Origin of the sequence: Agrobacterium sp. 719_389, from assembly GCF_900188475.1 — a bacterium.
Lineage (GTDB): Bacteria > Pseudomonadota > Alphaproteobacteria > Rhizobiales > Rhizobiaceae > Agrobacterium > Agrobacterium radiobacter.
Genome location: NZ_FYEM01000004.1, coordinates 254,490 through 274,096, shown reverse-complemented (window position 1 = coordinate 274,096; position 19,607 = coordinate 254,490). Strand labels below are relative to the sequence as shown.

The window sequence follows — 19,607 nt, the reverse complement described above, 5'->3', positions numbered from 1 at the left end:
AATGTGGGCCTTCTTCTTCCGGCTTGCAAGAGGATTCAGTGGATTGTCAGGTTGCAGATGTCACAAAAGCTTGACACAAGTGCGGCATGACTAATTTTTTCGAAAATATTCCTGTGAGACCGCGCCGTTCGCTGCTGTCGGTTCCGGCCATCAATGTCAGGGCGCTCGAAAAAATCCGCGATCTCGATTGCGACGGGGTAATCCTTGATCTGGAGGATTCCGTCGCGCCCGACATGAAGGGCGAGGCGCGGGAAAATCTGGGCAGGCTATTTTCGGATGCGCCTTTCGCCGGACGCGAGACCATTATCCGTATCAATCCGCTCTCAACGCCGGATGGCATGGCGGATTTGAAACTCGTGCTTTCCTGCCGGCCGGATGCGGTTTTATTGCCGAAGGTGGAGCAGCCGGCCGATATTCATAATGTGGCCGACCTTCTGGCGGAGGCCGATGCGCCCCAGGGCTTGAAAATCTGGGCGATGATTGAGACGCCGCTCGGTGTTTTGAACGCCGCCTCCATCGCCGACGCTGCCCACACGCCGGATGCGCGGCTTGCCGCCTTTGTCATCGGCCTGAACGATCTGCGCAAGGAAACGCGTGTTCCGGCACTGCCGGGGCGAACTTACCTCGTGCCATGGATGATGCAGGTGGTGCTTGCCGCCCGCGCCTACGGCCTTGATGTCATCGACAGCGTGTCCAACGATTTTCGCGATCTCGCGGCTTTTGCCAGCGAATGCGAGCAGGGTCGTGCGATGGGGTTCGACGGCAAGATGTTGATCCATCCGGCCCAGATCGAGCTCGCCAACCGGCATTTTGCTCCGGACGAGGCGTCTGTTGCTGAGGCCAAAGAGATTATTGCCGCTTTCGCGAAGCCCGAATCTGTGGAATTGAACGTCATCAACATGAACGGGCGAATGATCGAACGGCTGCATGTAAGCCAGGCCGAAAGGCTGGTCGCCATGGCCGATATCATCGCACAGAGAAAGGCAAAAAAAACGTGAAGGTCTATCGTTTCATAACCGGTCCGGACGACTCCAAGTTCTGTCACCGGGTCACCGAGGCGCTGAACAAGGGATGGGAGCTAGCCGGTTCACCCAGCTATGCTTTCAACGCGGCAAGCGGCGTCATGCATTGCGGCCAGGCCGTGACCAAGGTGGTCGAGGGCAAGGAATACCACCCGGATATGAAGCTCGGCGAGCAATAAGAGGCGTAGCCGCCGGCGGGCTCAGCGCTCCGCCGCGGCCTCGTCGGCGCTTTCCTCGATCCGCTCTATATCATCATCCGAGAGGCCGAAATGGTGGCCGATCTCGTGGATGAGGACATGGGTGATGATGTCGCCCAGGGTTTCCTCGTTCTCGGCCCAATAGTCGAGAATGGGACGACGATAGAGCGTGATGCGGTTCACCATCTCACCCGTTTCCATGGTGAAACGTTCGGAGATACCGCGTCCTTCGAACAGTCCGAGAAGATCGAAGGGTGTTTCGAGCGCCATGTCTTCGAACACGTCATCGGTCGGGAAATCGGCGATCTCGATGATGAGATCCTTCGTCAATGCGCGGAATTCTTCTGGCAGGTGGCCATATGCCTCGATCGCAAGCGACTCGAAGGCGGAAAGTGTCGGCGCATGGCGGTCCCGCCAATCGTCGGTCTGGTCTATGCGGGCCATTTCTGCTCCTTGTTGGAAGGCCCATATAAACACTTGCTGCGCAAATTTCGAGGCCTGACTGCTACGCCCACCGAAAAAGCATAAAATTCTTGGCGTTACAGTTACTTTTCAAACGTTCGTCATCTTGACATAAACGGGCACCTCGCGTAATCGGCACCCAAATTGATGGCGTAATGCGCCTTCCGTTTATTCCGTCCTTCAAAAAGGCGGTTTCACCGGCAGACTTTCAAAGGGGCATTTGGTCCCGACGGATTTCCGCTATTCCGACTGATAAAAAGACGGCCAGCTTGCATTTGCGGGCAGAGCCGGAACGAACATGAAAGGATAAAAAATGTTCGCAGTCATCAAGACCGGCGGTAAGCAGTACCGCGTAGCGGCCGACGCCGTGCTGACCATCGAAAAGCTGGAAGCAGAGGCAGGCGCAACTGTAGAATTCACCGAAGTTCTCGTGATCGGCGAAGGCGCTGACGCACAGTTCGGTGCTCCCTTTGTCAAGGGTGCCATCGTCAAGGCTGAAGTTGTCGAACACAACCGCGGCAAGAAGGTCATCGCCTTCAAAAAGCGTCGTCGTCAGAACTCCAAGCGTTCGCGCGGCCATCGTCAGCATCACACTGTCGTCCGCATCACGGACATCGTTGCTGCCTGATCGGCGCGACACGGGAAACAAGGTTTAAAGGAGAACTCCAATGGCACACAAAAAAGCTGGCGGTTCCTCGCGTAACGGTCGCGATTCCGAATCCAAGCGCCTTGGCGTAAAGAAGTTCGGCGGCGAAGCTGTCATTCCAGGCAACATTATTCTGCGTCAGCGCGGCACGCAGTGGCATCCGGGCGCCAATGTTGGCATCGGCAAGGACCACACGATTTTCGCACTGACTGCAGGTAACGTGAACTTCCGTACGAAGGCCAACGGCCGCGTATTCGTATCCGTGGCTCCGAAAGCGGAAGCCGCAGAATAAGCCGGTAAGCGTCATATGCAGCCGGTGTCCCATCGACCCGGCTGAGACGTATCAGGTTCAGTCAAGAAAACAGGGGAGATGGGGCACCACCCAACTCCCCTTTTTCTTTAACCTCATGGAGGGACTGAACCATGCAAGCTGAATTGTTGAGGGTTGACCAATCACGGTCACCCGAAGAGCGGCCGAGGCCCGATCGGTCAAGGAGCGATTGCCCCGTTTTACTGTCGCAGAGGCTGGTTTTACGCAAGCCTCACGAAGAAGACATCGACGCCCTTGCCCATCTTGCCAACAATGCCAATATCGCGACCATGGTGTCGCGTATGCCGCACCCTTACACGGCCAAAGACGCCGCGGATTTTGTGCGACGCTCCAAAGCTGGCGAGATTGGCAAGTGCGTCTATGCGATTACCCGTATGGACAATGGCGAGTTTCTGGGCTGCTGCGCGCTCGAACCCCAGGAAGACGAAAAGACGCTGGAGATCGGTTACTGGCTGGGGGAACCCTACTGGAACCGCGGCTACATGACCGAAGCGGCGCATGCGCTGATCGACATGGCCTTCCGCACGCGTGAGATCGACCAGATCGATGCGCGTTGCCGCGTCACCAACATCGCTTCGCGCCGCGTCATCCAGAAATGCGGTTTCCAGTTTCAGGGTTCCGGCATGGTCGGTTCGCTGGCGCTTGGCGGCATGGTGCCGGTCGAATGGTACAGGCTGGACCGCAAGACCTGGGTTTCGCTGAAGAGCTGGGGGGACATGGGATGAGCGCGCTCGAACTGACCCGCCGCCGGGCTGCCCCGTCAGTGGCGCCGCCCGGCCCCTGCCCCGTCATTGAGACGCGGCGACTGGTGCTGCGGCCGCAGCGGCTTTCCGATGCCGGCAGCATTGCGGAATCGCTGGGCGATTTCGCCGTGACCAGGATGCTCGCCCGCGTTCCGGCGCCCTATCACAAGCAGGATGCGCTGGAATGGTTGGTCTTGCGCACCTCCGGCACCCTGCCCGACTGGGATTTCGCCATCACAAGTGGCGACGATACCCTGATCGGCGTCGTCTCGGTGGAGTTGCGGCACGGCGAGTGGCATCTCGGCTACTGGCTCAACCGCTTCTACTGGGGCAAGGGTTACATGACCGAGGCGGTGGCCGGCGTGGTCGAGCGGTTCTTTCGCCGCATGCCGGGCGTGACCCTTCATTCCGGCGTGTTTGCGGATAATCCCGCTTCGCTGCGGGTGCAGGAAAAACTCGGCTTCCGGGTGACCGGCTGCCACCAGATCTACGCCACGGCGCGCGCCGCCATGGTGGCGCATATCGACACGATGATCACGGCTGAGGATTTTGTCCTGCCGCATCGCTGACAATCAAAACAAGGCCGGTTTGCACCAAACCGGCCTTGTCTCGCACAGGGGCTTCCCGCACGATAGTCTTTGACCTTGTGAAGAAGCGCTTGTATTCGAAACGACGATATTTTTGTTTGGCGCAACGCGATTGGCGGCCGCGCCCGCAAACCGATAGAACGGCAGTCCGATGAAATTTCTCGATGAAGCAAAAGTCTATATCAAGTCCGGTGATGGCGGTGCAGGCGCCGTGTCTTTCCGGCGCGAAAAATTCATCGAATTTGGTGGTCCTGACGGTGGTGATGGCGGACGCGGCGGCGATGTCTGGATTGAGGTTGTCAACGGTCTCAACACGCTGATCGACTTCCGTTTTCAGCAGCATTTCAAGGCCTCGATCGGGCAGCACGGCATGGGTAAGACCCGAAACGGCGCCAAGGGCGCGGATGTGGTGCTGAAGGTGCCGGTTGGTACCCAGATATTTGAGGAAGACAATGAGACGCTGATCGTCGACCTCACAAAGGAAGGCCAGCGCTTTCGTCTTGCCGCCGGCGGTAATGGCGGTTTCGGCAATGCCTATTTCAAGTCTTCCACCAATCAGGCCCCAACCCATGCCAATCCGGGCCTTGCAGGCGAAGAAAAGACGGTCTGGCTTCGCCTGAAGCTGATCGCCGATGCCGGTCTCGTCGGTCTGCCCAATGCGGGTAAATCCACCTTCCTTGCGACCGTGACCCGCGCGCGGCCGAAGATCGCCAATTACCCCTTTACCACCCTCCATCCGAACCTCGGCGTGGCGACCATCGACGGACGTGAATTCGTGCTGGCCGATATTCCCGGCCTCATCGAAGGTGCGCATGAGGGCGTGGGCATCGGTGACCGCTTCCTCGGCCATGTGGAGCGCACTCGCGTGCTTCTGCATCTGGTTTCCGCGCAGGAAGAAAAGGTCGGCAAGGCCTATAAGACGGTCAAGGCCGAGCTGGACGCCTATGGTGGCGGGCTGACCGACAAGCCGGAAATCGTGGCGCTGTCGCAGATCGACGTGCTGGACGAAAAAGAACTGAAAAAGAAGGCGAAGGAGCTGGAAAAGGCCTGCGGCCGTCCGCCGCTTCTTCTGTCTGCCGCCGCGCATATCGGCATGACGGAAGCGCTGCGCGCGCTTCGCGACATCATCGTTTCGGCAAGCGGGGGCGGGGAGACCGCCCTGCCCGACCGGTCGATGCCGCATGAGGATAGCGAGGCCGAAGAAGAGGACGACCGCCTATGAGCCTGACGCGCAAGCCGCTGGCGAGCCACCATCGGATCGTGATCAAGATCGGGTCGGCGCTTCTGGTGGACCGAAAGACTGGTCTGAAGAAAGACTGGCTGGATGCCATCTGCGAAGATATCGCTGCGCTTAAGAAAAACGGTGCGGATGTCCAGGTCGTATCTTCGGGCGCCATCGCGCTTGGGCGCACCGTGCTTGGTTTGCCTTCGGGCGCATTGAAGCTGGAGGAAAGCCAGGCGGCGGCAGCGGTTGGTCAGATCGCGCTGGCGCGGGCATGGTCCGAAAGCCTGTCGCGGCATGAAATCGTCGCAGGTCAGATTCTGCTGACGCTCTCCGATACTGAGGAGCGCCGCCGTTATCTCAACGCGCGCGCCACCATCAACCAGTTGCTGAAGATCGGCGCGATCCCGATCATCAATGAAAACGACACGGTTGCGACCACCGAAATCCGTTATGGCGACAATGACCGTCTGGCGGCGCGTGTGGCGACCATGACGGGTGCCGATCTCCTGGTGCTGCTATCGGATATTGACGGACTTTATACGGCTCCGCCGCATCTCGATCCGGACGCGAAATTCCTTGAAACGATCGCTGACATCACCCCCGAGATTGAAGCCATGGCAGGTGGTGCGGCCTCCGAGCTGTCGCGTGGCGGCATGCGCACCAAAATCGATGCGGGCAAGATTGCCACCGCTGCGGGCTGCGGCATGATCATCGCGTCAGGCAAGACGCTCAATCCGCTGAAGGCCATCGAAAACGGCGCGCGCTCTTCATGGTTTGCACCATCAGGCACACCGGTGACGGCGCGTAAGACCTGGATTGCCGGGCAATTGCAGCCGGCCGGTGAAATCCATGTGGATGCCGGCGCGGAAAAGGCCCTCTATGCCGGAAAAAGCCTGCTTCCCGCAGGCGTGCGACTGGTGAAGGGCAATTTCGGCCGTGGTGATGCAATCGCCATTATCGGTGCGGAAGGTCGTGAAGTTGCTCGTGGTCTTGCGGGCTACGATGCGGAAGAGGCGCGCCTTATCATCGGTCACAAGTCCAACGAGATCGAGGCGATCCTCGGTTATGTCGGGCGCGCGGCCATGATCCATCGCGACGACCTCGTAATGACCGGCGCCGCCGTCAAAGTTAAACATGCAAAGAAGGATGAGGTCCATGCCTGAACAGGCCGTGAAGCAGAGCCATGACATCGACGCGCTGATGATCACCATCGGCGCTCAGGCGAAAGCTGCTTCACGACCGTTGTCCATCGCCGGTACGGACCAGAAGAACCGTGCGCTGCTCGCCATGGCCTCCGCCATCGAGGCGTCGAGGGAGGCGATCCTTGCCGCCAACAGGAAGGATCTGACCGCAGCCGAGAGCGCCGGTCTTGCTGCTTCTTTCGTTGACAGGCTCACGCTCAACGATGCCCGCATCGCCGGCATTGCCGAAGGTATTCGCTCGGTTGCGGCGCTGTCCGATCCGGTCGGCGAAGTCATTGCCGCCTGGGATCGCCCCAACGGGTTGAAGATCGAGCGCGTGCGCACGCCGCTTGGCGTCATCGGCGTGATCTACGAAAGCCGCCCGAACGTGACGGCGGATGCCGGTGCTTTGTGCCTCAAGGCGGGCAATGCCGTCATCCTGCGTGGCGGTTCGGATTCGCAACATTCATCGCGTGCTATCCATGCCTGCCTCGTGGAAGGTCTGAAGATCGCCGGTCTTCCCGAGCATGCCGTTCAGCTGGTGCCGGTGACCGACCGTGCGGCGGTCGGCGCGCTTCTCAGCGGCCTGAATGGCACGGTTGATGTCATCGTGCCGCGCGGCGGCAAAAGCCTCGTGGCCCGGGTGCAGTCGGAAGCCCGCGTTCCGGTCTTTGCGCATCTGGAAGGCATCTGCCACATCTATGTCGACAAATCCGCCGATCTCGACATGGCGAAACGTATCGTCGTCAACGCTAAGATGCGCCGCACCGGCATTTGCGGTGCGGCTGAGACATTGCTGGTGGATGCCGCTGCCGTTTCCACGCATCTGGAGCCGCTCGTCAAAGCCTTGATCGAAGCTGGCTGCGAAGTGCGCGGTTCGCAAGCCGTTCGCGATGTGGTGACGGGTCTGGTGCCGGCAACGGAAGAGGACTGGCGCACCGAATATCTCGATTCGATCATTTCGGTCGCCGTGGTGGATGGCATTTCCGGCGCGATCGACCATATCGGCACCTATTCGTCCAACCATACCGAGGCGGTGATCGCCGAGGATACTGATGTGGTCGAGCGGTTCTTCAACGAACTCGATTCGGCCATTCTGCTGCATAATGCCTCGACGCAATTTGCCGATGGCGGCGAATTCGGCATGGGCGCGGAAATCGGCATTGCGACCGGCAAGATGCATGCGCGGGGCCCGGTCGGCGTCGAGCAGCTCACCTCGTTCAAATACCGGGTGCATGGCACCGGCCAGACACGGACGTGATATTTGCCGGCTGATAAGCGCCTCGACAGACGTTATCTCACCATGCCGCATGTGGAACGCGGCATGGTCGTCGGGCTTTTCGGCGGCTCATTCAACCCCCCGCATGCAGGACACGCGCTTGTGGCCGAGATTGCGCTGCGCAGGCTGGGTCTCGATCAGCTCTGGTGGATCGTCACGCCGGGCAATCCGCTGAAAAGCCGTTCTGAGCTGGCGTCCCTCGAAGATCGCATCGCGGCCTGCGAAAAGCTGGTCCACGATCCGCGCATCAAGGTCACGGCTTTCGAGAAATCACTGGGGATGAGCTATACGGCCAATACGCTCGCCAAAGTGAAGGCAAAAAATCCCCACGTCCGTTTCATCTGGGTCATGGGCGCCGACAATCTGAAGAGTTTTCACCATTGGCAGAAATGGCGTACCATAGCCGAGACTTTTCCAATCGCGGTGATCGATCGACCGGGCTCGACCCTGTCCTATCTCTCCTCCACCATGGCGCAGGCCTTCAGCCAGGCGCGGATAGATGAGGACGATGCCGGGGTTCTGTGGAAAAAACGCGCCCCCGCCTGGGTCTTCATTCACGGACCGCGTTCCACGCTCAGCTCCACGGCGCTGCGCAATGGCCGAAAATGACAGCTCCGATCACAAACGATGTATGCGGCTGATGTTGAGGGCCCCATATCTTGAAAAGTTAATGCTTTGATGCCACCTTCATTGTGTGACGCAGAGAATCGCGTCGCGCAGTGCCTGTTTTGTCATTCTTGGAAAGGAAAACCTCTGACAACAGTACACGCCAAGGGAAAAGCATTTGTTGCTATCCCGAAGGGTCAGGACAGTGGCGCCGATGCCGCCGGCCATGCCCTCGAAACCGTCCTCGCGAGCCTCGAGGACTCCAAGGCTGAAGATATCGTATCTCTCGACATTGCCGGAAAATCGGCGCTTGCAGACTACATGGTCGTGGTCTCCGGGCGGTCGAACAGGCATGTCTCGGCAATTTGCGAGCATCTTCTGAAAGACATGAAGGATGAAGGGTTCGGAAACGCCCGCGTCGAAGGTCTCGAGACCGGAGACTGGGTGCTGATCGATACCGGCGACATCATCGTTCATGTGTTCCGCCCGGAAATCCGCGCCTTCTACAACATTGAAAAAATGTGGGCGACGCCGGATATGCCGGAAGAGACGCTGCATTGATGCGGTGAGCCTTTGAGCGAGTGCATCGTTTCTGCCGAAGATCATATCTGACTTCGGAAACGGCGCCTCTGGCCGGAAATCAGACCGGCCGCATAGGAATCCGCAGGCTATGCTGTTAAGAGCGTGACCCTGTTGGGTCACGACGAATGCAGGTTTGCGATGCGGATTTCAATTTTTGCGGTGGGACGGTTGAAATCCGGCCCCGAAAAGGATCTTGCGGCCCGTTATATCGAGCGTCTGGCAAAGACTGGCCCGGCGATCGGGCTGGAGTTTTCGCGGGTGATCGAAGTCGCGGAAAGCCGTGCTTCCAATGCGGAGACCCGCAAACGCGAAGAAGCCGCGATGCTGGAGAAACATCTGGCCGATGGTGCTGTTCTCGTCCTGTTGGACGAGCGCGGAAAGGCACTTGATAGTCCCGCCTTTGCTTCATTTTTTGGCGATCTGCGTGATAGCGGCAAACGTGACCTTGTGATCGCCATAGGCGGGGCAGATGGGCTTGACCCCGCGCTTTACGACAGGGCGACGGCTGTTCTTAATCTCGGCAAGCTGACATGGCCGCATCAGATCGTTCGTATCCTGATTGCCGAGCAGCTCTACCGGGCCGTCACGATCCTCTCCGGCCACCCCTATCACCGCGTTTGAACGGGTTTCCTTTCGGGGAGTTGTCTCAATTTCAACATGAAGCTTCGCGACACCGCTGGCTACGGACGACTTTGGCGGCGGCCTCTCTCAGGCCTCTTGGAAGATCGCGGCAAAATCCCTAATATCGGCGCTCCTGCTTCGGCATCAAAGAAAGCTCACATGGACACCACGCGTCAACGAAAACGGCACGCTGCCCTTGCAGGCGCGGTTATTGCTGCTTTCGTCATGGGGAGCGGTGCGGCCCATTCGCGTGACGATGCGGGCGCCGCCCCGGCGGCCAGCGATGATTCCTCGCCGGATGCGCTGCGGACGCTGGAAAAGCGCCGCGACCAGAACCGGCAGGATCTGGAGGAGCTGGTCGACAGCATCGGCCTTTCGGAAGACAAGACAAGGACGCTCGAAGAAAGCATCGCCTCGCTCAATCAGGACAGCGCGCGCATCCGCGAGGAGCTGATCGCATCGGCTGCCCGGCGCAAGGCGCTGGAAGCCAAGATCAGCGACGGCGAGGATCGCCTGGCCAAGCTTTCGGTCCGCGAGGATGGCGTCAAGGCATCGTTGAGGGAAAGGCGCGGCGTGCTGGCGGAGGTTCTGGCCGCATTGCAACGTATGGGCAGAAATCCGCCACCGGCTCTCCTCGTTTCGCCTGAAGATGCACTGGCTTCCGTGCGCAGCGCCATTCTTCTCGGCGCCGTTGTGCCGGGCATTCGTGGCGAAACCGACAAGCTCGTCGCCGCTCTCAAAGAATTGACCGACGTCAGGCAGGCAATCGCTCGCGAAAAGGGTGATCTTACGGGTATGATGACGGCAAGTCTGGAAGAGGAAAAACGCCTCGACCTTCTGATTGCCGAGAATGACCGAAAGAATTCCCAGACGGCGGCCGAACTGGAGGCGGAACGCAAGCGATCTGAAGAGCTTGCGGGCAAGGCGACGAGCCTTGAGGGGCTGGTCAGTTCGCTCGAAGGCGAGATTACCTCGGTGCGTGAGGCGATGGAAAAGGCGCGGGCGGAGGAGCAGCGCCTGGCCCGTCTTTCGGAGGCGGAACGCGAAAAGGAACGCGCCGCGGCCGAGGCTGGAATGCCCGATAAAAACCGCATTGCGCCCGCATATCCCTTCGCGAGTTTGAAGGGAAAGCTGGAGCTGCCGGTGACCGGCGAGGTGCTGCGGCGCTTCGGCGATGCGGACGGAACGGGCCACTTTTCCAAGGGAATTGTTGTCGCGAGCGGACCGGAAGCGATCGTGACGGCGCCTGCAGACGGCTTCGTGGTATTTGCCGGAGATTTTCGCAGTTACGGCCGGATGATCATCCTCAATACGGGTAACGGATATCATGTGGTGATGACGGGCATGGACAATGTGAGGACGCGGCAGGGCATGTTCGTGTTCTCCGGAGAGCCCATCGCCTCCATGGGTGCAAAAAGAGTAGCGAGTGCAGCAGCATTGGCGCTGGAAACCGACAGGCCAACGCTCTACATTGAGTTCAGGAAAGATGGTGTACCGGTTGATTCCCAACCGTGGTGGACCACAAAAAATACCGGAAGGGCGCACAATGATTCGTAAGGTTTCGCTTCTCCTTATCGGTGGGCTTATGGGCGCCACGGCGATGAGTGTGATTTATTCGGCGAGCATGCCGGCACAGGCGGCCGGGCCTTCGACCTATAAGGAACTGTCGATCTTTGGCGACGTGTTCGAGCGCGTGCGCGCACAATATGTGACGCCGCCGGATGACGAGAAGCTGGTGGAAAATGCCATCAACGGCATGCTCAGCTCGCTCGATCCGCATTCGAGCTTCATGAATGCCAAAGATGCCAACGACATGCGCACCCAGACCAAGGGTGAATTCGGCGGTCTCGGCATCGAAGTGACCATGGAGAACGAGCTGGTCAAGGTCATCACGCCGATCGACGATACGCCGGCTTCCCGCGCAGGCATTCTCGCCGGCGACTTCATTTCGGAAATCGACGGTACGCCGGTTCGCGGCCTGAAGCTGGAGCAGGCGGTCGAGAAGATGCGCGGCGCGGTCAAGACGCCGATCAAGCTGACGATCATCCGTCAGGGCGCCGACAAGCCGCTCGAATTCACCGTCATGCGCGATGTCATTGCCGTGCGGGCCGTCAAGTCCCGCGTCGAGGGTGACAATGTCGGTTATCTGCGCGTCATCTCCTTTACCGAGAAGACCTATGACGACCTCGAAAAGGCGATCAAGAAGATCAAGGCGGATGTGCCTGCTGACAAGCTGAAGGGCTACGTGCTCGATCTGCGCCTCAACCCGGGTGGTCTGCTTGATCAGGCGATCAATGTTTCCGATGCCTTCCTCGAGCGCGGCGAGGTCGTTTCGACCCGTGGCCGCAATCCCGACGAGACCCGCCGCTTCAACGCGACGGCTGGCGATCTGACCGATGGCAAGCCGGTAATCGTGCTCGTCAACGGCGGTTCGGCTTCGGCTTCGGAAATCGTCGCCGGCGCCCTGCAGGATCTGCGTCGCGCGACCGTCGTCGGCACGCGTTCCTTCGGCAAGGGTTCTGTCCAGACGATCATTCCGCTCGGCGAGGCCGGTGCGCTGCGTCTCACCACGGCGCTTTATTACACGCCGTCGGGCAAATCGATCCAGGGCACGGGCATTACGCCTGACATCAAGGTTGAGCAGCCTTTGCCGCCGGAATTGCAGGGTCGCGTCACGACGGAAGGCGAATCCAGTCTGACCGGCCATATCAAGGGCCAGAGCGAAACGGATGAAGGTTCGGGTTCCTCCGCCTACGTGCCGCCGGAAGCAAAGGACGACATTCAGCTCAACTACGCGCTGGACCTGTTGCGCGGCGCCAAGACGGATCCGTCCTTCCCGCCGAACCCGGACAAGGCTGTGGTCAACAAGCAGTAAGATAGTGCGCCGGCCAGCCGGCGCATTGTTTCTATTGCCCAACCGTTTGGACGGATCGTTCATTGCCTTCGGACCTGCGAAAACCGCTTTTGGGTCGTCAGAAAAAAAGCGCCGGTATTAACCGGCGCTTTTCCGTCATTATGGCTGTATCGGTGCTTGCGGTTTTTTCGATCGGCGGCCTGTCCGTCTATACGGCGCTTTCGCCCGGCAATTTGCAGAAGACGGGGAGGGGGCCGGATGCACAGCCTCAGCTTGCCGAAAAGACACCTGAAACCGCACCGGCCGAGGTAACTGCTCCCGGTGATGCTGCCGCTCTGCAGCCGCAAAGCGGGCGCTCCGGCGCCAATATCAATCGCGAGACAATGCCCGATGGCAATGTCGTATCGGTGTACTCCCCCCGCCCCCGCGAGGGCGACGGGCCGGTGCTGATGAGCGGCCAGACCTATGGTCAGGATCCGCGTATGGCGACGCGGCCCAATGAGGAGCTGCTGGAAGAAACCGCATTCGGCACATTGCCGGTCGTTGGTGCGGACGGTTTGCGGCCGATGGAGCAATATGCGCGGCCCTGGTCTGGCGCACGGGGCACCCGGGTGGCGATCGTGGTCGGCGGGCTGGGTCTCAGCCAGACGGGGTCGCAAAAAGCGATCCGGGAACTGCCGCCAGAGGTCACGCTTGGTTTTGCAGCCAGCGGTAACAGCCTGCAGCGCTGGATGCAGGAGGCGCGCCGGCAAGGACACGAAATTCTTCTTCAGATACCGCTGGAACCCTTCGGTTATCCGGGTACCAATCCCGGCCCGGACACGCTGCTGGCGGGTGATCCCGCCAAGGTCAATATAGACCGGCTGCATCGCTCCATGGCGAAAATTACCAACTACACCGGCGTCATGAATTATCTCGGCGGGCGCTTTCTTGCCGAGCAGGCGGCCTTGGAGCCTGTCATGCGCGACGTCGGCAAGCGTGGCCTGCTGTTTCTGGATGATGGCTCCTCGGCGCAGTCGCTGAGCGGGGGGATAGCGAAGGCTATTTCCGCGCCGCAGGGCTTTGCCGATGTTCTGCTCGACGGCGAAGTCACCGAAGCTTCCATTCTGCGCAAGCTGGACGAACTGGAGCGGATTGCGCGCCGTAATGGCCAGGCGATCGGCGTTGCGTCGGCCTTCGATGAAAGCGTTGCGGCTATCTCGAAATGGTCGCGTGAGGCCGGCGGGCGCGGTATTGAGATCGTCGGTGTTTCCGCGCTTGTTTCCGGGCAGGCGGGGCAGTAAACCCTTGCCTGCGACCATTTCCGGCGTTGAGACAGTGCGGGTTTCCCATGACAATCAAAGCAGAAGATTTGCCTTACCGTCCCTGTGCGGGAATAATGGTTCTGAACGCTGAAGGCCTCGTCTGGGCCGGCCGGCGTATCAAGGAAGGCAATTCCGAATATGACGGGTCGCCGCAATTGTGGCAGATGCCGCAGGGCGGCATCGATGACGGCGAACGGCCTTTGACGGCAGCCATTCGCGAACTCTACGAAGAGACGGGCATGAAAACGGTGAGCCTGCTTGCAGAGGCGAGCGACTGGATTCACTACGATCTGCCGCCCGAATTGATCGGTATCGGCCTCAGGGGCAAATATCGCGGGCAGGCGCAGCGCTGGTTTGCGTTCCGTTTCGAGGGCGACGAAAGCGAAATCCAGATCGATCCGCCGCCGACAGGGCACACGGCCGAATTCGATGCGTGGGACTGGAAGCCAATGGAAAGCCTGCCGGAACTCATCGTTCCATTCAAGCGGGCGGTATACGAAAAGGTCGTGGCGGAGTTTCAGCACCTTTCCGGCAAATAAAAAAGGCGGCCGAGGCCGCCTTTTCTGTCCTGTCGCCAGTGCTTATTCCGCTTCGTTGGCGGAATCGGCATTGAGCTGGCCGTATTTCTCTTCGCCGATCTTGCCCAGCAGTTCGAGCTGGGTTTCGAGAAAGTCGATATGGCCTTCCTCGTCGATCAGCAGTTCTTCGAAAAGCTTCATGGAGACGTAGTCCCCAGCCTCATAACAGATATCACGTGATTTCTTGTAGGAGGTGCGGGCGTCATATTCGCCGGCAAGGTCAGCTTCCAGAACTTCCTTGACGTTCTGGCCGATGCGCAGGGGCGAAACCGTCTGAAGGTTGGGATGGCCTTCAAGGAAGATGATGCGTGCGACCAGCTTGTCGGCGTGCTGCATTTCCTCGATGGATTCAGCACGTTCCTTTTTGGCGAGCTTCGTGTAGCCCCAGTCTTCCAGCAAACGATAGTGAAGCCAGTACTGGTTTACCGCACCGAGTTCGAGAAAAAGGGCCTCGTTAAGCCGCTCGATGACTTTTTTGTCGCCTTTCAATGTCCGCTCTCCTGTTCTCTTCATGGAATTGCTTCAGGCGGGACATAAAATCAAAAACATCGGCCTCAGTCGAGTGGCGACGGGCATGATATTCTTCAGTCGTTTTGATGATCAGGTCGACAACGGTCGGGAAACAGCCGCAGCAGCGGCCGCGTTTTTCCATGGCGTGATACACTTTTGCAGGAACGATGAGCTGCCAACAGTCCTCGTCGAGGAGCTCGTTAATGACGTCCCGGATATCGTGATCAGTGATGTAATTGCAGCTGCAAACCAGCATGATGGACTGCCTGTATGACGCAACACGTTGTTTTCATTCTTAAACCAAAACAGGACAGCCAATGTCAAGAAAAACCTATTAATGAGTCGCCAAGGGTTTTCTAGACTCATTCTAAACTATACAAAAACTATCGTATTTTCATTGGTTTAGGCTGCCTGTCTTTCCTGTCTTTCATCTTCAAGTTTTTGTGCGCCGCAAATTTATCGAAGCCGAGATCACGGAAAGTTTACTGAGTTCAGGCGGTCGGCAGGGCGGCGATGGATGGCCTCAGGCGAAATATTGTCCGCCATTGGCCGTCATGGTCGAGCCGGTGATGAAGCCGGCCTCGTCGGAAACCAGAAACAGAACGCAGCGCGCGATTTCTTCTGGTTCACCCAACCGTCCTACGGGAATTTGCGGCACGATCCGTTCGGCCAGAACCTTTTCCGGGATCGCTCTTACCATTTCCGTGCCGATATAGCCGGGGCAGATGGCGTTGACGGTGATGTTGCGGCTGGCGCCCTCCTGGGCGAGCGCCTTGGTGAAGCCGATATCGCCCGCCTTCGAGGCGGAGTAATTGGCCTGCCCCGCCTGCCCCTTCTGGCCATTGATGGAGGAAATATTGACGATGCGACCGAAGCCGCGGTCGCGCATGCCCGGCCAGACGGGGTGCGTCATGTTGAACACGCCGGTGAGGTTGGTGTCGATCACCTCGCGCCATTGCTGCGGTGTCATCTTGTGGAACATCGCATCGCGGGTGATGCCGGCATTGTTGACGAGGACTTCGACAGGACCCAACGTCTCTTCCACCTTCGCAATGCCATTGACGCAGGCATCATAGTCGCGCACATCCCACTGAAACGCAGGGATGCCGGTTTCTTTCTGGAATGCTTCCGCCCTGTCCGTTGTGAAAGCGTAATTGACGGCCACGCGGTAGCCGGCCGCCTGCAGGGCGCGGGCGATTGCGGCGCCTATGCCGCTCGTCCCGCCGGAAATCAAAGCAACCCGGCTCATATCGGCCTCCATGACCTGTCATTGAAGCGCCTGCATATGCGAGGATGCTTCCATATCTTGCAGAAGTTTTTCGTCGCGCTCACCGGCCACAGAAATGCGGCCAATGGGAGGCCGCTTCTAACCTATTGCGCGCCAAACCGGAATTGCTTTTTGACAGGTCAGGCGGTGGTTTCAGAGCGCTTCGATGCACATGGCGACACCCATGCCGCCGCCGATGCAGAGCGTTGCGAGACCCTTCGACACGTTGCGGCGGCGCATTTCAAAAATCAGGGTGTTCAGGACGCGTGCACCGGAGGCGCCGATCGGATGGCCGATGGCAATCGCCCCGCCATTGACGTTGACGATATCAGGATCAAGGCCAAGTTCACGCACCACCGCGCATGATTGGGCTGCGAAGGCTTCGTTGGCTTCCACAAGGCCAATATCGCTGATCGACCAGCCGGCCTTGTGCAGCGCCTTGCGGGAGGCGGGAATGGGACCGGTGCCCATGATCTGTGGGTCGACACCTGCTGTCGCCCAGGAGACGATGCGGGCGAGCGGCTTGATACCGCGTTTTCCCGCCTCCTGTTCCGTCATCAAAAGCGTGGCGGCGGCCCCATCATTCAGACCGGAGGCGTTGCCCGCCGTCACGGTGCCGTCCTTGTCGAAAGCGGGGCGGAGCTTCGCCATCGTTTCCAGGGAAGCACCAGTGCGGATATGTTCATCCGCGTCAATGACGATATCGGCCTTGCGGCCTTTGACTGTGAAAGCAACGATCTCATCAGTGAAACGACCGGCATTCTGCGCGGCTTCGGCCTTGTTTTGCGATGCGACCGCAAACTGGTCCTGTTCATCGCGGGAAAGCTGCCATTGGCGAGCGATGTTTTCAGCTGTTATGCCCATGTGGTAGCCATAAAAGGCGTCGGTGAGGCCGTCTTTCAGCATGGTGTCGATCATTTTGAAATCACCCATCTTAACGCCGCCGCGCAAATGGGCGCAGTGGGGCGCCATGGACATGGATTCCTGGCCGCCAGCGATAACGATGGCCGCATCGCCGGTAACGATCTGCTGCATGCCGAGGGCCACGGCGCGCAGGCCGGAACCACAGAGCTGATTAAGACCGAATGCGGTCGCTTCCTGGGGAATGCCCGCCTTCATCGCCGCCTGTCGCGCCGGGTTCTGCCCTTCGCCCGCCGTCAGGACCTGACCGAGAATGACCTCATCGATTTCGCCCGCCGCGACGCCGGCACGCTCCAGCACGGCACTGATAACGGTCGCCCCGAGTTCATGGGCTGGCGTATTGGCAAAGTGGCCATTGAAAGAGCCGACGGCGGTGCGTGCGGCGCTGGCAATCACGATTGAAGGCAGGGTCATCAGTTTTCTCCTCACTTGCGGGCGGAGACTGGCAAAGCTTTCAATACAAGTCAAATGCCGAAAGTTGCTTTAAAAGATGTTGCTAAATCACGCTGGAATCTTGCGAAAAATTGCTGCGCAAAAAACAAACTATTGCGATGCACAAAACATTTGTCAGAGGGCTTGTTTTGCGCATACACTTTGCGGTGGGAAGAGCAATAACACCAAAAAACAAGAAAATACCATCATCGCGAGGAGGCGGGCATGGCGAAACACGACGGCGAAACAATCATTAAAAAATACGCCAACAGGCGGCTCTATAATACCGGCACCAGTACCTATGTAACGCTTGATGATCTGGCGCAGATGGTCAAACGCGGCGAGGACTTCAAGGTTCAGGATGCCAAGTCATCAGAGGATATTACCCATGCGGTCCTGACGCAGATCATCGTCGAACAGGAGGCCAAAACCGGCAATACGCTGCTACCGACTGCGTTTCTGCGGCAATTGATCTCCTATTACGGCGACCAGATGCAGATGGTGGTGCCGACATTTCTCGAACATTCGATGAAGACCTTCTCCGATCAGCAGAGCCAGATGCAGGAGCATATGGCCAAGGCCTTCGGCGACGGTTCGCTGGCCCGCAATTTCCAGGCGCCGCTGCAGATGATGGAAGAGCAGATCCGCCGCAACACGGAACTCTTCCGCCAGGCGATGCAGGGCTTCACACCTTTTGCAATGCCGCAGGCGCCGAAAGAAACCCGCAAACCGAATGCATCTGAAATCGATGAGTTGAAGGCGCAGTTGCGCGCATTGCAGCAAAAACTCGACCAGCTCTGATTCTACCTCATTCTGGCCGATGCTGGATTTGACCACCGCATCGGCTGCTGCTTCGGACTTTCAGCCCGCCGCTCTTTCCGGAACGCGCAACAGCAGCAGGAAGCCTGCCCCCAGAAATACGATGAGCGTGGCCATGCCGATATGGGCTGAGCCGCTTATATAGGTGGCTATGGAAAATGACAGCGTCGCCATGAAACTCGTGGCGCGCCCGGAAAGCGCATAGATGCCGAAATAGCGACCCGCTTCTGCGACAGTGATGTTGCGGGCGAGATAAGAGCGCGACGAGGCCTGGACCGGGCCAAAGGCAAGGCCGATCAAAACGCCATAAAGGAGATAGGCCTTTTCCGCGCCGGTGGCGAAGACGCCGCCATTGTCAGCGGTTGATAGTTGTACCCAACCGAACAGGGTAGAGCCCTTTTCCGTGGAGACGATGCCCAGCGTGGCGAGCAGCAACAGCACCAGGCTGATGAGGATGGTGACGCGTGACCCCAGTCTCTGGTCGACGCGCCCGGCGACAAAGCAGCCCGCGATGGCGACGACATTGAGCAGAATGCCAAAAAGGCCGATTTCCATCGTCGCCCAGCCGAACATGCCAGCGGCGAAGGCGCCGCCCAGAATGAGAACGCCATTAACGCCATCCTGATAGAGCATGCGCGCGATCAGAAACCGCAACAGCATGGGGCGGTAACGCAGTTCGCGCAGCGTAATCTTCAACTCCCCCAATCCCGAGCGGATCGCGGCTGCGAAGGGCAGACCCTTTTCAGCATCGGGGGTCAGGATAAACATCGGCAGAATGAAGATGAGATACCAGACCGCGGCGAGCGGGCCTGTTATTCTGGCATCTTCGCCGGTTGCAGGATCGAGGCCGAAAAGCGGCTTGATACCGGCAATGGTCACCCCGGTCTGCGGGTTGGCGGCCAGAAGCGTCACCACGGCAATCAATACCACCATGCCGCCGAGATAACCGAGCCCCCAGGCGAGATTGGAAATGCGCCCGACATTTTGCGGATTGGTCAGCCGCGGCATCATGGAATCGTTAAAAACGATGGAAAATTCCGCCGCGATGGAGGCGAGGATCATGCAGACGATCGGCAGGATGAGCGGTGAACCCGGTGCGGCAAACCAGAGGAAAAAGAGGCTGGTAATCTTGATGACGGCAAAAAAGGCGATCCAGGGTTTGCGTGCACCTGACTGGTCGGCGATGGAACCGAGAATGGGTGAAAAGAGAGCGATGATGATCGACGACACCGTCGCCATGTTGCTCCATGTCGCCTGCGCCGAAATCGGATCATCGGTGAGCCGGGCGACGAAATAAGGCCCGAAAACGAAGGTTGTGACAACAGTGAAAAACGGCTGTGCCGCCCAGTCGAACATCACCCAGCCCCAGATGCCGCGTTTGGTAATCACTGTTTCCGCATTGGGGGAAGGGACAGTCATTCATCGTCCTATCGGAAAATC

Annotated in this window: 23 protein-coding genes; 17 read left to right on the top strand and 6 right to left on the bottom strand. The window is 58.9% G+C overall.

Annotated features, from left to right (window positions below; all coding sequences use genetic code 11):
• The first annotated feature begins 86 nt into the window (after positions 1–86).
• Both CFB10_RS10125 and CFB10_RS10120 read left to right on the top strand, forming a co-directional pair.
• The gene (locus CFB10_RS10125; RefSeq protein ID WP_020010748.1) at positions 87–998 is read left to right on the top strand and encodes a CoA ester lyase; all 912 of its coding nucleotides are present in this window, start codon (positions 87–89) and stop codon (positions 996–998) included.
• Positions 995–1,201, top strand: coding sequence for a DUF1737 domain-containing protein (locus CFB10_RS10120; protein WP_003492695.1), 207 nt, complete (start codon positions 995–997; stop codon positions 1,199–1,201). The genes CFB10_RS10125 and CFB10_RS10120 overlap by 4 nt, the downstream gene beginning before the upstream one ends.
• A 21-nt stretch (positions 1,202–1,222) precedes the next feature.
• Here the strand turns inward: CFB10_RS10120 and CFB10_RS10115 are convergent, their stop codons facing one another.
• Positions 1,223–1,663 (bottom strand): metallopeptidase family protein, encoded by a 441-nt coding sequence (locus CFB10_RS10115; RefSeq protein ID WP_020010749.1) that lies wholly within the window; start codon positions 1,661–1,663, stop codon positions 1,223–1,225.
• Between the two features lie 331 nt (positions 1,664–1,994).
• Here CFB10_RS10115 and rplU point away from each other — a divergent pair, with 331 nt between their 5' ends.
• The 14 genes from rplU to CFB10_RS10045 all read left to right on the top strand — a co-directional run bounded on the left by rplU (position 1,995) and on the right by CFB10_RS10045 (position 14,179).
• The gene (gene rplU, locus CFB10_RS10110; RefSeq protein WP_003516451.1) at positions 1,995–2,309 is read left to right on the top strand and encodes a 50S ribosomal protein L21; all 315 of its coding nucleotides are present in this window, start codon (positions 1,995–1,997) and stop codon (positions 2,307–2,309) included.
• Positions 2,310–2,349: 40 nt separating this feature from the next.
• Positions 2,350–2,619, top strand: coding sequence for a 50S ribosomal protein L27 (gene rpmA, locus CFB10_RS10105; RefSeq protein ID WP_003492686.1), 270 nt, complete (start codon positions 2,350–2,352; stop codon positions 2,617–2,619).
• A gap of 131 nt (positions 2,620–2,750) precedes the next feature.
• Positions 2,751–3,383, top strand: coding sequence for a GNAT family N-acetyltransferase (locus CFB10_RS10100; RefSeq protein ID WP_003505256.1), 633 nt, complete (start codon positions 2,751–2,753; stop codon positions 3,381–3,383).
• Positions 3,380–3,970 (top strand): GNAT family N-acetyltransferase, encoded by a 591-nt coding sequence (locus CFB10_RS10095; protein WP_020010752.1) that lies wholly within the window; start codon positions 3,380–3,382, stop codon positions 3,968–3,970. Before CFB10_RS10100 ends, CFB10_RS10095 begins: the two co-directional genes overlap by 4 nt.
• A 169-nt stretch (positions 3,971–4,139) precedes the next feature.
• A complete protein-coding gene (gene obgE / locus CFB10_RS10090) occupies positions 4,140–5,210 on the top strand; it encodes a GTPase ObgE (RefSeq protein ID WP_020010753.1) in 1,071 nt (356 codons plus the stop codon).
• Positions 5,207–6,376 carry a glutamate 5-kinase gene (gene proB, locus CFB10_RS10085; protein ID WP_020010754.1) on the top strand — a complete coding sequence of 390 codons (1,170 nt, stop codon included), beginning with the start codon at positions 5,207–5,209 and terminating at the stop codon, positions 6,374–6,376. The genes obgE and proB overlap by 4 nt, the downstream gene beginning before the upstream one ends.
• The gene (locus CFB10_RS10080) at positions 6,369–7,655 is read left to right on the top strand and encodes a glutamate-5-semialdehyde dehydrogenase (RefSeq protein WP_020010755.1); all 1,287 of its coding nucleotides are present in this window, start codon (positions 6,369–6,371) and stop codon (positions 7,653–7,655) included. The genes proB and CFB10_RS10080 overlap by 8 nt, the downstream gene beginning before the upstream one ends.
• A 42-nt stretch (positions 7,656–7,697) precedes the next feature.
• Positions 7,698–8,282, top strand: a complete 585-nt coding sequence (locus CFB10_RS10075) for a nicotinate-nucleotide adenylyltransferase (protein WP_020010756.1) — start codon at positions 7,698–7,700, stop codon at positions 8,280–8,282.
• A gap of 69 nt (positions 8,283–8,351) precedes the next feature.
• On the top strand, positions 8,352–8,840 hold the full coding sequence (rsfS, locus tag CFB10_RS10070; protein ID WP_081629552.1) for a ribosome silencing factor: 489 nt from the start codon (positions 8,352–8,354) through the stop codon (positions 8,838–8,840).
• 159 nt (positions 8,841–8,999) lie between these two features.
• The gene (gene rlmH / locus CFB10_RS10065) at positions 9,000–9,482 is read left to right on the top strand and encodes a 23S rRNA (pseudouridine(1915)-N(3))-methyltransferase RlmH (protein ID WP_026363732.1); all 483 of its coding nucleotides are present in this window, start codon (positions 9,000–9,002) and stop codon (positions 9,480–9,482) included.
• A gap of 159 nt (positions 9,483–9,641) precedes the next feature.
• Positions 9,642–11,039 (top strand): murein hydrolase activator EnvC, encoded by a 1,398-nt coding sequence (locus CFB10_RS10060; RefSeq protein WP_026363733.1) that lies wholly within the window; start codon positions 9,642–9,644, stop codon positions 11,037–11,039.
• Positions 11,029–12,357: a S41 family peptidase gene (locus CFB10_RS10055; RefSeq protein ID WP_003505242.1), complete on the top strand. Its 1,329-nt coding sequence runs from the start codon at positions 11,029–11,031 to the stop codon at positions 12,355–12,357. The genes CFB10_RS10060 and CFB10_RS10055 overlap by 11 nt, the downstream gene beginning before the upstream one ends.
• A gap of 62 nt (positions 12,358–12,419) precedes the next feature.
• Positions 12,420–13,619: a divergent polysaccharide deacetylase family protein gene (locus tag CFB10_RS10050; RefSeq protein WP_026363734.1), complete on the top strand. Its 1,200-nt coding sequence runs from the start codon at positions 12,420–12,422 to the stop codon at positions 13,617–13,619.
• A gap of 47 nt (positions 13,620–13,666) precedes the next feature.
• Complete coding sequence (locus CFB10_RS10045; RefSeq protein ID WP_026363735.1) at positions 13,667–14,179, top strand: RNA pyrophosphohydrolase; 513 nt, start codon at positions 13,667–13,669, stop codon at positions 14,177–14,179.
• A gap of 42 nt (positions 14,180–14,221) precedes the next feature.
• On the opposite strand, the gene bfr is transcribed toward CFB10_RS10045, so the two are convergent.
• The 4 genes from bfr to CFB10_RS10025 all read right to left on the bottom strand — a co-directional run bounded on the left by bfr (position 14,222) and on the right by CFB10_RS10025 (position 17,330).
• Positions 14,222–14,707 carry a bacterioferritin gene (bfr, locus tag CFB10_RS10040; protein ID WP_003505236.1) on the bottom strand — a complete coding sequence of 162 codons (486 nt, stop codon included), beginning with the start codon at positions 14,705–14,707 and terminating at the stop codon, positions 14,222–14,224.
• Entirely contained in the window at positions 14,673–14,984 is a 312-nt protein-coding gene (locus CFB10_RS10035) for a bacterioferritin-associated ferredoxin (protein WP_003505234.1), read from the bottom strand. Before CFB10_RS10035 ends, bfr begins: the two co-directional genes overlap by 35 nt.
• Positions 14,985–15,251: 267 nt before the next feature.
• On the bottom strand, positions 15,252–15,977 hold the full coding sequence (gene phbB, locus CFB10_RS10030; protein WP_026363736.1) for an acetoacetyl-CoA reductase: 726 nt from the start codon (positions 15,975–15,977) through the stop codon (positions 15,252–15,254).
• 171 nt (positions 15,978–16,148) lie between these two features.
• Entirely contained in the window at positions 16,149–17,330 is a 1,182-nt protein-coding gene (locus CFB10_RS10025) for an acetyl-CoA C-acetyltransferase (protein WP_020010765.1), read from the bottom strand.
• Between the two features lie 243 nt (positions 17,331–17,573).
• Here CFB10_RS10025 and phaR point away from each other — a divergent pair, with 243 nt between their 5' ends.
• Complete coding sequence (gene phaR, locus CFB10_RS10020) at positions 17,574–18,149, top strand: polyhydroxyalkanoate synthesis repressor PhaR (protein ID WP_003520279.1); 576 nt, start codon at positions 17,574–17,576, stop codon at positions 18,147–18,149.
• 60 nt (positions 18,150–18,209) lie between these two features.
• Here the strand turns inward: phaR and CFB10_RS10015 are convergent, their stop codons facing one another.
• Positions 18,210–19,586, bottom strand: coding sequence for an MFS transporter (locus CFB10_RS10015; RefSeq protein ID WP_020010766.1), 1,377 nt, complete (start codon positions 19,584–19,586; stop codon positions 18,210–18,212).
• Between the last annotated feature and the right edge of the window lie 21 nt (positions 19,587–19,607).